General features: G+C 41.1%; 14 protein-coding genes and 1 tRNA gene. 4 read left to right on the forward strand and 11 right to left on the reverse strand.

Annotation, left to right across the window (positions count from 1 at the left end; translation table 11 throughout):
- Nucleotides 1-46: 46 nt before the first annotated feature.
- Nucleotides 47-1,060, reverse strand: a complete 1,014-nt coding sequence (lipA, locus tag Q0Z55_RS00850) for a lipoyl synthase (RefSeq protein ID WP_297422862.1) — start codon at nucleotides 1,058-1,060, stop codon at nucleotides 47-49.
- Nucleotides 1,061-1,283: 223 nt separating this feature from the next.
- Here lipA and sthA point away from each other — a divergent pair, with 223 nt between their 5' ends.
- A complete protein-coding gene (gene sthA, locus Q0Z55_RS00855; protein WP_297422865.1) occupies nucleotides 1,284-2,699 on the forward strand; it encodes a Si-specific NAD(P)(+) transhydrogenase in 1,416 nt (471 codons plus the stop codon).
- A 219-nt stretch (nucleotides 2,700-2,918) separates the two neighbouring features.
- Here the strand turns inward: sthA and Q0Z55_RS00860 are convergent, their stop codons facing one another.
- Together Q0Z55_RS00860 and map are read right to left on the reverse strand one after the other, a co-directional pair.
- The gene (locus Q0Z55_RS00860; protein WP_297422868.1) at nucleotides 2,919-4,130 is read right to left on the reverse strand and encodes an MFS transporter; all 1,212 of its coding nucleotides are present in this window, start codon (nucleotides 4,128-4,130) and stop codon (nucleotides 2,919-2,921) included.
- A gap of 157 nt (nucleotides 4,131-4,287) precedes the next feature.
- Nucleotides 4,288-5,115 (reverse strand): type I methionyl aminopeptidase, encoded by an 828-nt coding sequence (gene map / locus Q0Z55_RS00865; protein WP_297422871.1) that lies wholly within the window; start codon nucleotides 5,113-5,115, stop codon nucleotides 4,288-4,290.
- Nucleotides 5,116-5,327: 212 nt separating this feature from the next.
- On the opposite strand from map, the gene rpsB reads away from it, so the two are divergent.
- Nucleotides 5,328-6,077 carry a 30S ribosomal protein S2 gene (gene rpsB / locus Q0Z55_RS00870; RefSeq protein ID WP_297422875.1) on the forward strand — a complete coding sequence of 250 codons (750 nt, stop codon included), beginning with the start codon at nucleotides 5,328-5,330 and terminating at the stop codon, nucleotides 6,075-6,077.
- Between the two features lie 142 nt (nucleotides 6,078-6,219).
- Entirely contained in the window at nucleotides 6,220-7,101 is an 882-nt protein-coding gene (gene tsf / locus Q0Z55_RS00875) for a translation elongation factor Ts (protein ID WP_297422877.1), read from the forward strand.
- Nucleotides 7,102-7,163: 62 nt separating this feature from the next.
- Here tsf and Q0Z55_RS00880 read toward each other — a convergent pair whose 3' ends face one another.
- The 7 genes from Q0Z55_RS00880 to Q0Z55_RS00910 all read right to left on the reverse strand — a co-directional run bounded on the left by Q0Z55_RS00880 (nucleotide 7,164) and on the right by Q0Z55_RS00910 (nucleotide 13,385).
- Entirely contained in the window at nucleotides 7,164-7,793 is a 630-nt protein-coding gene (locus Q0Z55_RS00880) for a hypothetical protein (RefSeq protein WP_297422880.1), read from the reverse strand.
- Between the two features lie 261 nt (nucleotides 7,794-8,054).
- The gene (locus Q0Z55_RS00885; protein WP_297422883.1) at nucleotides 8,055-8,666 is read right to left on the reverse strand and encodes a septal ring lytic transglycosylase RlpA family protein; all 612 of its coding nucleotides are present in this window, start codon (nucleotides 8,664-8,666) and stop codon (nucleotides 8,055-8,057) included.
- A gap of 270 nt (nucleotides 8,667-8,936) precedes the next feature.
- On the reverse strand, nucleotides 8,937-9,944 hold the full coding sequence (mltB, locus tag Q0Z55_RS00890) for a lytic murein transglycosylase B (RefSeq protein ID WP_297422886.1): 1,008 nt from the start codon (nucleotides 9,942-9,944) through the stop codon (nucleotides 8,937-8,939).
- Between the two features lie 252 nt (nucleotides 9,945-10,196).
- On the reverse strand, nucleotides 10,197-10,847 hold the full coding sequence (locus Q0Z55_RS00895) for a hypothetical protein (RefSeq protein ID WP_297422889.1): 651 nt from the start codon (nucleotides 10,845-10,847) through the stop codon (nucleotides 10,197-10,199).
- A gap of 23 nt (nucleotides 10,848-10,870) precedes the next feature.
- Entirely contained in the window at nucleotides 10,871-11,680 is an 810-nt protein-coding gene (queF, locus tag Q0Z55_RS00900; protein WP_297422892.1) for an NADPH-dependent 7-cyano-7-deazaguanine reductase QueF, read from the reverse strand.
- A complete protein-coding gene (locus Q0Z55_RS00905) occupies nucleotides 11,680-12,453 on the reverse strand; it encodes an ABC transporter permease (RefSeq protein WP_297422895.1) in 774 nt (257 codons plus the stop codon). The genes queF and Q0Z55_RS00905 overlap by 1 nt, the downstream gene beginning before the upstream one ends.
- A complete protein-coding gene (locus tag Q0Z55_RS00910; protein ID WP_297422897.1) occupies nucleotides 12,450-13,385 on the reverse strand; it encodes an ABC transporter ATP-binding protein in 936 nt (311 codons plus the stop codon). Before Q0Z55_RS00910 ends, Q0Z55_RS00905 begins: the two co-directional genes overlap by 4 nt.
- Nucleotides 13,386-13,563: 178 nt before the next feature.
- On the opposite strand from Q0Z55_RS00910, the gene Q0Z55_RS00915 reads away from it, so the two are divergent.
- Nucleotides 13,564-13,640 (forward strand) — tRNA-Arg (locus Q0Z55_RS00915).
- A gap of 274 nt (nucleotides 13,641-13,914) precedes the next feature.
- On the opposite strand, the gene Q0Z55_RS00920 is transcribed toward Q0Z55_RS00915, so the two are convergent.
- Nucleotides 13,915-14,268: a hypothetical protein gene (locus tag Q0Z55_RS00920; RefSeq protein ID WP_297422901.1), complete on the reverse strand. Its 354-nt coding sequence runs from the start codon at nucleotides 14,266-14,268 to the stop codon at nucleotides 13,915-13,917.
- Nucleotides 14,269-14,442: the final 174 nt, after the last annotated feature.

The following is a 14,442-nucleotide window of genomic DNA, read 5'->3' on the forward strand; positions in this document are numbered from 1 at the left end:
GATCATTAAAAAAGCCCGCAATTGCGGGCTTTTTAATATAGACACTTTAAGCTTCGATGACTTGTATATCAATTTTTTTGGCAGCATCGGCTTTACGACGTACCGCAGGCACTGGCTCGCCATAGTATTGACGGTCAGCAAAATAGCTTGAACGCACCATTGGTGCAGCCCAAATATTTTTAAAACCTAGTTTTTGACCGTGTGCAGTGTAGCGCTCAAATTCCTCTGGTGTCACAAAGCGGTCAATCGGTGCATGTTGCTTAGACGGCTGTAAGTACTGACCAATGGTCACGTAATCAACGCCGTGCGCATGTAAGTCATCCAGCAATGCAATCACTTCTTCTTCAGTTTCACCAATACCTACCATTAAACCGCATTTGGTTGGTACGTCAGGGCAATACTCTTTAAACATTTTGAGTAAGTTTAAGGAATGCTGGTAATCTGAACCCGGGCGCATGGCTTTGTATAAACGAGGTACAGTTTCGATGTTGTGGTTAAACACATCAGGCGGGCACTCGGTCATAATACGTAATGCAACATCCATACGACCGCGGAAGTCAGGTACTAAAATTTCAAGCAATGTATTTGGACTTAAAGCACGCGCTTCTTTAATACAATCTACAAAATGCTGTGCACCACCGTCGAGTAAATCATCACGATCGACTGAGGTAATCACGGCATATTTAAGACCTAAGTTGGCAATGGTTTCTGCCATATGACGTGGTTCATCAGGATCAAGAGCATTTGGACGACCATGTGCCACATCGCAAAATGGGCAACGACGGGTACAAATATCACCCATAATCATAAAAGTTGCAGTCCCCCCGCCAAAACATTCAGGTAAGTTTGGACAAGCAGCTTCTTCACAGACGGTATGTAATTTTTGCGCACGTAAGGTGGTTTTAATGCGTTGCACTTCTTCTGGTGCCGCCATTTTAACGCGAATCCAATCGGGCTTACGTGGGGTGTCCACCGTAGGAACAACTTTTACAGGAATACGCGCGACTTTCTCTGCGCCACGAAGTTTAACACCCTGTTCAGGTTTACGGTTTTCAGACATATTCAATTTTTCCACTGTTTTTTAACGGGGGAGATGTTTTAATCACAATGCGCCATTATAACCAAGTTCCCTTTAAATGGGGTAAAAACAGTATTCATTTTAGAAATGTTGTTGTTGGTTAATATATGATGACTAAATACAGTAAAACACAGCAAAAGCATTCTATTTCAGTGATAATATCTTTAAGATAAACAGCAAAATTGAATTTTTAAAGGAGCGTTGAATGCCACGTAAAAAAGAGGTCGTTAGTGGGACTTTCGTAAAATACGATGCGGTTGTTCTCGGTTCGGGCCCTGCGGGCGAAGGCGCGGCAATGAAACTTGCCAAATCTGGTAAGCGTGTTGCAATTGTAGATCTGCGTGAGCAACTCGGTGGTAACTGTACCCATGTGGGTACCATTCCAAGTAAAGCCTTACGTCAAACGGTTTCAAACATTATCCGTTATCGCCGTGACCCAATGTTTAAAAAAATGGGCGATTGGCGTCAATTTACCATGAAGCAAGTGTTGCAAAGCGCGCATAAAGTGATTCAGCAACAAGTAGACACGCATTCGCGTTTTTACGACCGCAATAAAATTGATATTTTTCATGGCCGTGCTTATATCCAAGACAAAAATACCGTTTTAATTTTTAGTCCTGAAGGCATTAATGAGACCATCATTTGCCAACAAATTGTGGTGGCAACAGGTAGCCGTCCTTATCGTCCAGCGATGCTTGATTTTAATCATCCACGCGTTTTTGATTCGGATAAGATTTTAGACCTTGATTACTCGATTCAAAAAATCATCATTTATGGTGCAGGTGTAATTGGCTGTGAATATGCGTCGATCTTTATTGGTTTAGATCATAAAGTCGATTTAATTAACACCCAACCTAAATTGTTAAGCTATCTTGATGATGAAATTTCAGATGCCTTGTCATATCACTTGCGTGAACAAGGGGTCTTGATTCGTCATAACGAGCAAATTGATCATTTAGAAACCTTTGATGATCATGTGGTGTTACACCTACAAAGCGGTAAGAAAATTAAAGCCGATGCTATTTTGTGGTGTAACGGCCGTTCTGGCAATACCGATGGTTTAGGGCTAGAAAATGTCGGCATTACGCCAAATAGCCGTGGTCAAATTATGGTGGATGACAAATATCAAACTGAAGTGGAAAATATTTTCGCGGCAGGTGATGTCATTGGTTGGCCATCGCTTGCTTCAGCTGCATATGACCAAGGTCGTTCGGCAGGTGGTAATATGAGCGGTGAAGAAGGCATTAAACCGGTGACTGATATTCCAACAGGGATTTATACCATTCCTGAAATTTCATCGATTGGTAAAACCGAGCAGCAATTGACCGAAGAAAAGATTCCTTATGAAGTGGGTCAAGCTTCTTTCCGTCATTTGGCCCGTGCGCAAATTACCGGCGATACGGTGGGTGAACTCAAATTGTTGTTCCACCGTGATACCTTGGAAATTTTAGGCGTACATTGCTTTGGTAACAATGCCTCGGAAATTATTCACATTGGTCAGGCAGTCATGAACAGCCCGAACAACACCATTAAGTATTTTGTGGAAACCACATTTAACTACCCAACCATGGCAGAAGCCTATCGCGTGGCAACATTAAATGGTATGAACCGCTTGTTCTAAGTTGTAAGATTAAAATAAAACCCCGTAAGTTTAGACTTGCGGGGTTTTTTATTACAGCATTCAATATAAAATTGATGTGCTTAAATCATGATTTAGTGTGCACAAAAGGCTTGATTAAAATATTCAAACAAATCAGGCGTATTAAGCCAGAGGCTGACAGAAAGCAGCAAAAGCAAAACTAACATGCAGCCTAATGCCAATTTAAATGGCCAAGAGATTTCAGTCATGCACCACCGCCTTTTCATTGACCATAAAGTGAACCAACACCCCAAAGATACTTAATAAAATTGACAGCGTCCAGACCACATTGTAATTGCCAGTCATGTCATGGTTTAAACCGCCAAGCCACCCACCCAAAAATGAACCCACTTGATGGGTAAAAAACACCAAGCCACTGAGCATGGTTAAGTATTTCACCCCAAACATATTGGCCACAATACCATTGGTGAGCGGCACGGTGGACAGCCATAATAAGCCCATCACTACACCAAACGCGTAAACGCTATAGGTGGTGAGCGGTAGCATTAAAAACAGAATCATTGCCACACCGCGTAAGCCATATAAGCCCATCAATAAGTGTGCTTTAGAGTACTTACCGCCTAACCAACCTGCGGTATAGGTACCGACAATATTAAACAAACCGACTAAAGCTAAAAATACAGTGCCTGTGGTGGCATTAAAACCATGATCAATTAAGTAACCGGGTAAATGAATACCAATAAACACCACCTGAAAGCCACAGACAAAAAAACCTAAAGATAAAAACCAAAAGGGTTTATGGTTCTTGGCAATCACTAAAATTTGCTTAAAAGACAATGCAGGCTTGTTACTTGGTTGCGCATTTGGATCGACATACATTGGCGCTTTTAAAGTCCAAGCCAGTGGTACTAATAGCGCCACCAAAATCGCACTGATCAGTAACGCACTTTTCCATCCAAAGTTTTGTAATAGCAATAAGGTGGTCGGCAACATAATAAATTGCCCAAAGGAACCTGCGGCACTGGCAATCCCCATCGCAAGACTACGTTTAGACGGGTGGGCGGCACGTCCAACTGCCGAGAGTAAAACAGGGAATGAGGTTGCCGATAACGCTAAGCCTAAAATCAAACCAGCACTCAAATTTAACAACAGACCTGTTGAACTCATGGCCATCAGGCTTAAGCCTAAAGCGTAGAGCACTCCACCTACGATCACCACAACTTTAGAGCCATATTTATCGGCAAAGGCACCGGTAATGGGCTGTACTGCGCCCCAAATTAAATTTTGTAAGGCAATCGCAAGGCTAAAAACATTATGTCCCCAGCCAAACTCATGGCTCATGGGTACTAAATACAAGCCAAAAGCGTGACGTACGCCCAAAGACAGTGCCAAAATAATCGCACTGCCAATCAGCATATAAATTAAAGCGTTTGAAAAGCGTGTATCTGACATACAACATCCCCATTATGTTGGCTGAAACTATGGTAGACGATTCAGCGCAGCACAACGATAAAATTAAGTTCAACTGATCTATTATTTTTGGTTATCAATGATGCATTAAAGCATAAAAAAAGACCACATCAATGTGGTCTTTTATCGTTATAACGCATTAAGCACTAAAGCGTGATAAATCTTCTTCAGGGCGAGCGGTAAGCACCTCTACACCGTTTTTAGTGACTAACAAAGTATGTTCATACTGTGCCGATAAGCTATGGTCTTTGGTCACCACCGTCCATTTATCGCCAAGTAGTTTGGTTTTCCAATCACCGGCATTGACCATAGGCTCAATAGTAAAGGTCATGCCTTCTTCTAAAATCATGCCTGAATTGGGTTGACCATAGTGTAATACTTGTGGCTCGTCGTGGAATACATCACCAATACCATGACCACAGTACTCACGTACCACGCTAAAACGCTCAGATTCAACGTACAACTGAATCGCATGACCAATGTCGCCAATCGTCGCGCCCGGTTTAACCATGGCAATACCACGATATAAGGCTTCTTGTGCCACGGTACATAAACGATTGGCCAAAATAGACGTTTCACCGCCGACCACATACATCATGTTGGTATCGCCGTGGAAACCGTCTTTAATCACCGTCACATCAATATTTAAAATATCGCCTTTTTTAAGTTTCTTGGCATCCGATGGAACCCCGTGACACACCACATGATTGACCGAAGTACAAATCACATGTTGAAAGGCTGGACGACCCGGTGCTGCACCGTAGCCTAAGCATGCAGGGATTGCGTCTTGTTGCTTCACGATATAATCATGACAAATCGTATCAAGTTCAAGTGTCGTCACACCCGGAACGATATGCGGTTTGATCATATCCAAGACTTCTGCGGCGAGTCGTCCTGCTACACGCATCTTTTCGATATCTTCAGCAGATCGGATTAAACGACGTGGCGCTTGGTAAGTACTGTTCATGATCTTTAAAAACTTTTGGAAATTTATATATGACTATGGTATAAATAGCCGCCCATTTTATCAAATGCTTTTTCGTGAATATATTTCACGGGCTTTGTGCGATGGGGCATTAAAATCCGCACATATATCGACACATTTCTCTGGGTGCCTTTTTTTAAGGTGGAGAATGCGGATATATGGAGGCCTAACCCAAATCTTTAAGGTAAAAGAAAATGGCAGATTACAACGTAAGCATGCGCGACCTTCTTCAAGCAGGCGCTCACTTCGGTCACCAAACACGTTTTTGGAATCCAAAAATGCGCGACTACATCTTTGGCGCGCGTAACAAAATTCACATCATCAACCTTGAGCACACTGTTCCTGCGTTAAATGATGCTTTGAACTTTGCTAACAACTTAGCAAGCAAAAAGAACAAAGTTTTGTTTGTTGGTACGAAACGTGCTGCTTCTGCAATCATCCGTGAACAAGCGCAACGCGCAGGTCAACCATACGTTGATCACCGTTGGTTAGGTGGTATGTTGACGAACTGGAAAACTCTTCGTCAATCAATCAACCGTTTAAAAGACCTTCAAACTCAATCTCAAGACGGTACTTTCGCTAAGCTTACTAAACGTGAAGCTTTAGAGCGTACTCGTGAGATGGAAAAACTTGAGCGTGCTTTAGGCGGCGTGAAAAACATGGGCGGTTTACCTGATGCATTATTCGTAATCGACGTTGATCACGAAGCAATTGCAATCAAAGAAGCTAAAAACTTAGGTATTCCTGTAATCGGTATCGTTGATACAAACTCTAACCCAGACAACGTAGACTACGTAATTCCGGGTAACGACGATGCGATCCGTGCAGTAACACTTTATGCTTCTGCTATGGCTGACGCGATTCTTGCTGGTAAAGAATACGCTCAAACTCAAGCAAATGCGCAAGCAAAAGCTGAAGACGTTAAAGAAGCTCCAGAGGCTTAATGCGTTTGACGCGAGCTTGTCATTTTTGCGACATGTGATGGTGGCATAGTAAGCGTTATGTATGCAGGCGGCCCATGAGACAACCTCTGGGCCGTTTCTGTTCCAAATAAGAATATATTTCTACCGAATTTAGGAGATTCACATGACTGCAATTACAGCAAGCATGGTAAAAGAATTGCGTGACCGTACTGGCCTTGCAATGATGGAATGCAAAAAAGCGTTAACTGAAGCTGGTGGCGACGTTGAGCTTGCAATTGACAACCTTCGTAAATCAGGTCAAGCAAAAGCAGCTAAAAAAGCGGGTAACATCGCAGCTGACGGCGCGATCACAATTGCTCAAGACGGCAACAAAGCACTTCTTTTAGAAGTAAACTGCCAAACTGACTTCGTTGCTAAAGACGAAAACTTTGCTGGTTTCTCAGCTAAAGTTGCTGCTGCTGCATTAGCTGCAAACGTAACTGACGCAGCTCAAATTGCTGAACTTAAACTTGAAGATGGCGTAACTGTTGAAGAAGCGCGTATTGCACTTGTTCAAAAAATCGGTGAAAACATTCAAGTTCGTCGTGCAACAATCGTTGAAGGCGCAAACCTTGCTGTTTACAAACACGGTTTAAAAATCGGTGTTGTTGTATCTTTTGAAGGTGATGTTGCAACTGGTAAAGGTATTGCAATGCACGTTGCTGCGTTCAACCCTGTTGCTGTAAACGAAGCTGACGTATCTGCTGATCTTATCGCAAAAGAGAAAGAAATTGCTGAAGCGAAAGCGCTTGAATCTGGCAAGCCTGCAAACATCGTTGAAAAAATGGTAACAGGTTCGGTTCAAAAGTACTTAAACGAAGTTGTACTTGTAAACCAAATGTACGTAATCGACAACGATAAGAAAGTTGCTGACGTACTTAAAGCAACTGCAACTTCAGTTGCTCAATTTGTTCGCTTTGAAGTAGGTGAAGGCATTGAGAAGAAAGCTGAAATGAGCTTTGCTGACGAAGTTGCTGCTGCTCAAGCTGCGGCTGCTGCGCAATAATTTTTACCCTAGGTAAAAGTTAAAAAAAGCCCTACATTGTGGGGCTTTTTTTATGGCTTGCTTTAGAGTTTACCAATTAAGTGTGCGAATTGGTGATGGCTGTAATCATCGGTTAAAAATAAACGTACCTGTTGCGGTGAATAAGCATCTTCAAATAACACACTTAAATCAGTCAAAGCACTCGATTTCTGATCGCTTAAAATAAATTGAAATTTATAAGGATGCATAATCGCAAGTACATGATAGCCGTGGCTTAAAATACAGTTGAGCAGATTCTCAACAATCACCACCGTCGGTTCAAGCACATCATCGCTAGGTTCAAAATAATGCGAATAAGGTTCTAAAAATTCATCGTTGCCATGTAAGGCATCCTCATCCTCGATATAGGCATCTTGATCTTCAAAATCTTCAGCTTCAAATTGCTCAAAAAATTCATAAATTTCATCTAAAGTTGAATCAATCGGAATAGGCTTTTTGATCACATCTAAAAAATTAAGCTGTAAATCAAAGCTATTGGCCCAATCTTGATAATCGCAATCAATGACATATTGATGTGCAAGGCGGTGTTGGTTGAGCCATGTTTCAAACCAAGCATCACTGCTTTGTTCAAGGTCAATCTGGGGGAAATCTTGCGGTTGAAGTTGAGGGAAAATATAGATCAATAAATCGCGTAACAGTTGACTTTCGTGCATAGCAAAATAAAGCAGATGGGGCAGTGACTACTATAGATCATTTTGACATCAATCATCAGCAACAGGCAAATTTTATATCGCTCTTTGGCGTATTCACTTGAAGTGCTGAACTTTAGCAACAGCATATACCTGCCAACACATAACGTCTCAAACTGTTGAGGGTATCAACAAAAACACAGCGCTTAGCTCATAGATTCACTGCGTAATAGCAATAAAAAAGCCACAACGAGTGCGGCTTTTAGATCAAATGTAGTACGTCAATTAAGAATTAGGACCGGCCACACGCTCAATGCTAACTTTTGCTGTACCTGCGTTGGTAATACCTAATTGTTTTGCAGCACCATAAGATAAGTCAACCACACGGTTACCATGGAATGGACCACGGTCGTTGACTTTGACGACAACACTCTTGCCATTGGTTTTATTGGTGACACGAATATAACAGTTTAACGGCAAGCTGCGGTGCGCTGCTGTCATGGCATTCATATCAAAAGTTTCGCCACTGGCTGTTTTACGACCATGAAATTGACGACCATACCAAGATGCCATACCTGTTTGGCTAAACTTACGTACTGTATTGGATGCCACAGTATTAAGTTTTTCAATCACTGAAGGCTCTTCGGCTGGAATTTCGATTTTCGCAGCAATTGTTTGACGACGAACTTGGTCGCCAGAACGCTCAGTGATTGAAAGACTGTTTAAGTTAGAAAAGTGTTGGTTAAAATCTTGTGCTTCTTTGTTTAATACACGTGCTGCAAGACGAGTAGTATCAGCATCTTGTTTTAATGATGATGATTGCACCATATCAGCCTGCGACTGACTCAGGGCAAATAAACTACTTAAGGCTAAAACATATTTAATCGATGAATGCATAAAAACTCCTATATCAAAAAATTGCCAGTGTAGAGGCGGGCAAAGCTTTTGATAAATTCCTGTTTGCAACTACATTTGACGGAAATGATAATATTCATGTGCCCAGCATAGTGTCTAGCATTGATACTAAAATAACGGCAAAAATTACTAAAAAGCCATTTTATTGATTAATAAATATACAATATTGTAACAATTTATTTAAAATGTATATTTATTAATCATTTGCAAATAAAAAAATGTTGACTTTTTTAGTTTGAATTTAAATCGCTGTTAACGACCAGCCACTTCAACCCCTAATTTCCATACCGCTGTAGCGTACATACGGCTTTTATTATAGGTGGTAATCACTTGAAAATTAGGGTAGGTAATATAGTAACTTGGACCATAATTTTCCTGTAGTTCAATCACATTGACCAGATCCAACGGATCAATACGTACCAAGGGATTTAACGGCGCAACACCTTGACTATTGAGCACGCCATATGGCGTAGGTTGGGTTAAATCTTTAGCAATAATTTGGCTGGCATTTTGACCGCTATAGCGTGCGGCAAAAGCAATCGGTTGATTACGCTGCCAACCATGTTGTGCTAAGTAATTGGCAATTGAACCAATGGCATCTACAGCAGAGTTACGCAGATCAATATGACCATTGCCATCGTAGTCAACACCAAATTTAGGAATATTGCTTGGCATAAATTGTGGATAGCCAATTGCACCTGCATAAGAGCCTTGGACTGAACTTGCAACAATGCCTTCTTTATAACTAAAGTTGATTAAAGCGGCCAACTCATCTTGGAAATAAGGCGCACGACGCGGATAACCAAAGGCCAGTGTAGCCAGTGCATCGCGGGTCATTAAATTACCTTTATTGGCACCATAGCCTGTCTCAACGCCTAAAATACCTAAAATGATGGCTTGTGGTACGCCAAATTGTTGTTCAGCACGATTTAGGGTGTCGGCATATTGTTGTTTAAAGCGAACCCCACGCTGAATTGTGCCTTCAGCTAAAAAGTTAGTCTTATAGCTATACCAAGGTTTGCTCTCGCCTGGACGGTTCATAATTTCAATGATATTTGGACGATTGCGCGAACCACTCATAGCAAGATCAATTTGCTGTTCGCTTAAACCATAAGTTTGCATGGTTTTTTGTTTGAAACTTGCATATTCAGGATGGCTGATAAAGTCATTGGCTTGCACGGCAAAACTGCTACCACAAACTGCCAAAGTCATTATAGCAAAGCGTTGTAATTTTTGATTGAAACGAAGTTTTAACGTCATGTTAAAGTCCAAAAACTGACTGCTAGATAGTACTATGAACAACGTATCTAGACAAAAGGCGACATAGGAAATCGATTGCATGGCTAACATAGCATCGTAGCCTATGCGTAAAGCAAAAATTGCTACAAAAGCTTACAAAATCAATCCCTGACTTGATCTATGTAGCATTCTACGTGATTTAAAAACAAATAAAAGCTTTGTAAATCGTATAGATTTATCCATTAAAAAACCAGCCGAAGCTGGTTTTGTGATTTAAGCATGCAGTTGTGTGAGATGATGCTTGGCCCAAATTTTAAGTTCATGCCGATGTAAGTTCGGCATGATTTGATCAAGCGCAATATAAATCGCTTTAAGCAGATGACTGGTTGCAGTATCCCATGCTTTGGCCTGTAGCATATCAAAGTTCAGGGTTTGGCTAAATTCAGTTATAAAGTAAGCCACCAAGCTTTCAGCAGTTTGCTTATAGGTTTCAGTGAGCGCAGCAATATCAATTCGTTCACCGGCTTGTACAGCTTTTAAGCTGGGTTCTAAATTGGTATATAAACGCGGATCTAAAACCAAACCGACTTGATACTGACCCGTATGGCTTTTAAATAGACTTCTGCCATAAAACTCAATCGAAGCTTTGGCAATTTTATGACTTACATTGGTGTCTAAAGGCTTGAGCATCAACGCCACACTAGCGTGAATATAGTCTGCCAATTTTAATGTGGTGTCACGTGCTGCACTTTGGGGTAATTGCACCACCAAGTCATGCAGTAGCTTTGAAATTAATTCTGTATGTAAGCACACAGCAGTTTCATAGCGCAATGCAGCTAAGGATTCACCTGAGTTTTTTACCCTTAAGCCATATTGAATATTGTTGAGCAAGGCAACTGATGGCGTAAAACCAAAACGCGGCATGTGGACACCTTCAAACACTGAGTTTATTGACGTGATAAACGAATGGGTTCAACTAACCAATCTTCATCAGAAACACGACATGGATTAATGTCTAACCCACCACGACGCGTATAAGTGGCATAGACCATGAGTTTATTGGGCTTAAGGTTTTGCCAAATATCAGCATAGATTTGCTCAACACACTGTTCATGAAAGCCGTTGTGCTGACGATAGGAAATAATATAAGCCAACAAACTTGCATGACATATTTTCTTGCCTTGATAGCGAATGAACACCGTGCCCCAATCAGGTTGACCAGTCACTGGGCAATTACTGCGCAGTAAATGTGAATACAGCGTTTCTTCGACTTCTTGATCATCAGCAAGAACCAAGAGTGCAGCATCAGGATGCTGTTCTAAGCGTGATGGTGTATTTTCATCAATACAAATCCCTTGCGCTTTACAGACCTGAAGCTCATCGACATGAAACAATTCAATAGAAACGGCTGCACCTGCTGCTTGGGATAAATCTTTTTCAACTGTCGCTTGAAAAGCCTGTTTTGAAGCAAAGTGAGTAAAGTTCATACTGTTAAAGTACAACTTTAATGATTTTGATTCGATGAGATTGGGTGAGTTCGCCGGTAACGTTAAGCGACCAATTGCCACTTGCGGTACGCCATATGGATTTAACCAAGAAATTTCAAAAACATGCCACCAATCTTGACCTTGGCGAATGCCTGCCACTTGCGCATATTTCTCACGTGCAGGTTCACGGGCAATCGGAAATAAAATATCAGGCTGATATTGGGTTGGGTATTGGGTGTCTTTACCCAAAAGAGATTGTTCTACACTCATTATTCACGCATTCCTGAGCCACGAGAAAGTAAATGGTAAGCTGTTGCATATAAGGCGCCACAACATAATGTAATCACGGTAAGCGATACCCCCACATTGACATCGCTATGACCTAAAATACCAAAACGGAAGGCATTGACCATATATACTACAGGGTTAATTAAAGATAAATTTTGCCAAAACGGGCTAAGGGCGCTAATAGCATAAAACACACCGCCTAGATAAGTCAGCGGAGTCAGTACAAAGGTTGGAATAATTGAAATATCATCGAATGACTTAGCATAGACCGCATTAATAAAGCCACCCAGAGCAAACAGCAAGGAAGTAATTAACACCGTATAAATCGTCACAAACCAATTGGTAATATACAGGTCAGTAAAGAATAGACTCATAGCAGTGACAATAATCGCCACCAATAAACCACGACATACCCCACCTAATACATAACCCCATAAAATTAGATGCAGAGGCACAGGGCTCATAATCAATTCTTCAATGCTTTTTTGGAATTTTGCACTAAAAAAGCTGGAGGAGACATTGGCATAACTATTGGTAATCACGGCCATCATAATTAAGCCGGGCACAATAAACTGCATATAGCTAAAGCCGCCCATATCGCCAATACGCGAGCCGACCAAATTACCAAAAATCACAAAGTACAAACTCATGGTAATGGCAGGTGGCAACAAAGTTTGCGGCCAAATACGCATAAAACGGCGGATTTCTTTTCTTAATAAAGTTAAGAAAGCAACACTGAGTTGGTTAAAGTTCATTTTGCCTCCTCAGCAAGGTTTTTTTCCACCATTTTGACAAATAACTCTTCTAAACGATTAGATTTATTGCGCATACTACGTACTTGAATATTTTGTGCCTGTAGCAATTGGAACAAGTCATTCATGCTGTGGGCTTTGTCTAAGGTCACCTCTAAAGTGACAGGGTCAATTAAATTAAATTTCACCCCAATAATCTCAAGTTGTGGTGCTGTAATGGCTTCGGCTAAATCAAAAATAAAGGATTCTTCATTGAGTTGATTCAAGAAGCTTTTCATGGTGGTGTCTTCTTTAATCACACCACGGTCAATGATCGCAATACGACGACACAGCATCTCAGCTTCTTCTAAATAATGCGTGGTTAAAATAATTGATGTTCCTTGACTGTTGGCTTCATTTAAAAAATCCCACATCGAACGACGTAGCTCAATATCAACCCCTGCTGTGGGTTCATCTAAAATGAGTAATTTTGGTTCATGCATCATGGCACGGGCAATCATCAAACGACGCTTCATGCCGCCTGAGAGCATACGGGCTTGGGTATGGCGTTTTTCCCAAAGACCTAACTTTTCTAAATACAACTCAGCACGCTGTTCAGCGATTTTTTTAGCAATGCCATAATAGCCGGCTTGAGTGACTAAAATATCAAAGGTCTTTTCAAAATGACCAAAGTTAAATTCTTGCGGCACAATGCCTAAGTGTTGTTTAGCATGCGAAGGGTGGGTATCTAAGTTATGCCCAAAAATCTCAACTGTGCCGGAAGTTTTTTTAGTCAACGAGCTAATAATGCTGATCGTTGTAGATTTACCTGCACCATTGGGTCCCAAAAGTGCATAAAACTCACCTTCAGGCACATCAAGATTAATCCCTTTTAAGGCTTGAAAACCATTACGATAGGTTTTGGATAAGTTTCTTAACGTCAAAGCATCAGTCATGAAAGTCTCATATACAACAGAATGCCGCTATTGTGAGTGATAAGCCGCACCAAGCCAAGCCATACTCACAGAATTTAGCATTGCAAATACAGAACATTGTTTAAAGCATAGGCACAAAAGCAATAACTTTGAGATAGTTGCTTTACCTTATGTATTTTTTTGGTATGATGTGCACCGCGCGTCCGTAGCTCAGTTGGATAGAGTGCAGGTTTCCGAAACCTGAGGCCGTGGGTTCGATCCCCGCCGGGCGCACCATTTTTATTGTAGATACGTCTTTTATTTTATTTGTTGGCTCAAAATACAATTGCATTTTTGTAGTGTAAATTTTGTACAAATGTTAACTGTGCTTGCCAAAAAAATCAGCTCATTTTATATTGCACTTACAGTAGGTTGTTAAGACGCTACTTCTCAGTTGGACGGATCAATGACAGCTCGTTGCGTCATAAAGCGTTACTTGAGGTAACCCTTCAGACAAGAAACCAGCACTAGCCTTCCAACACAGAGCCCACTTCGCGGGCTTTTTTAATGCCTATATATTGGTGATCAGCTCAACCATCACATCGTATTTACTAAATTCTTGAATAATCTGTTGCAGTGCGCTTTGAGCTACTGTCTCATCACTTGATAAGATCACTTCTTGTTGGCTGTTGCTGTCATAACATTCAATACTTTGAATATGCCAACACTCAGCTTTGTCGGTGCTATTCAGAATCACGCGGCGCGGTTGTAAGGCATCACTTAAATGACGTGGCAATACATAGGTAATGGCCAACTGAATCGCATCGAGTTGTTCTTTAGGGCTTAAAAATGTAATGACCCAATTGCCGACTTTGCTTAAATGCATAGGGTTATCAAAAGCGTCAAACAAAAAATAATGTGACATCGTATTTCGCCTCAGTAAAAACACCACTATAGGCAAAAGCAATATTCAGTAGCCTGCGACCAAAGTGCTAGAGTTTTAGGTGGTGATGATAGTTTGAGATGAAATTGTATATGCAATGTTAAAATAGTTTTTATAAATCAAATATTTTTGTTTTTAAGATGTGTAAATCTTAGA

The sequence above is a fragment of the uncultured Acinetobacter sp. genome, from assembly GCF_947626835.1.
Taxonomy (GTDB): Bacteria; Pseudomonadota; Gammaproteobacteria; order Pseudomonadales; family Moraxellaceae; genus Acinetobacter.

Coding starts and splice junctions, on each gene's coding strand:
- lipA (WP_297422862.1), bottom strand. CDS start 1,060: ATGTCTGAAAACCGTAAACCTGAACAGGGTGTTAAACTTCGTGGCGCA.
- sthA (WP_297422865.1), top strand. CDS start 1,284: ATGCCACGTAAAAAAGAGGTCGTTAGTGGGACTTTCGTAAAATACGAT.
- Q0Z55_RS00860 (WP_297422868.1), bottom strand. CDS start 4,130: ATGTCAGATACACGCTTTTCAAACGCTTTAATTTATATGCTGATTGGC.
- map (WP_297422871.1), bottom strand. CDS start 5,115: ATGAACAGTACTTACCAAGCGCCACGTCGTTTAATCCGATCTGCTGAA.
- rpsB (WP_297422875.1), top strand. CDS start 5,328: ATGGCAGATTACAACGTAAGCATGCGCGACCTTCTTCAAGCAGGCGCT.
- tsf (WP_297422877.1), top strand. CDS start 6,220: ATGACTGCAATTACAGCAAGCATGGTAAAAGAATTGCGTGACCGTACT.
- Q0Z55_RS00880 (WP_297422880.1), bottom strand. CDS start 7,793: ATGCACGAAAGTCAACTGTTACGCGATTTATTGATCTATATTTTCCCT.
- Q0Z55_RS00885 (WP_297422883.1), bottom strand. CDS start 8,666: ATGCATTCATCGATTAAATATGTTTTAGCCTTAAGTAGTTTATTTGCC.
- mltB (WP_297422886.1), bottom strand. CDS start 9,944: ATGACGTTAAAACTTCGTTTCAATCAAAAATTACAACGCTTTGCTATA.
- Q0Z55_RS00895 (WP_297422889.1), bottom strand. CDS start 10,847: ATGCCGCGTTTTGGTTTTACGCCATCAGTTGCCTTGCTCAACAATATT.
- queF (WP_297422892.1), bottom strand. CDS start 11,680: ATGAGTGTAGAACAATCTCTTTTGGGTAAAGACACCCAATACCCAACC.
- Q0Z55_RS00905 (WP_297422895.1), bottom strand. CDS start 12,453: ATGAACTTTAACCAACTCAGTGTTGCTTTCTTAACTTTATTAAGAAAA.
- Q0Z55_RS00910 (WP_297422897.1), bottom strand. CDS start 13,385: ATGACTGATGCTTTGACGTTAAGAAACTTATCCAAAACCTATCGTAAT.
- Q0Z55_RS00920 (WP_297422901.1), bottom strand. CDS start 14,268: ATGTCACATTATTTTTTGTTTGACGCTTTTGATAACCCTATGCATTTA.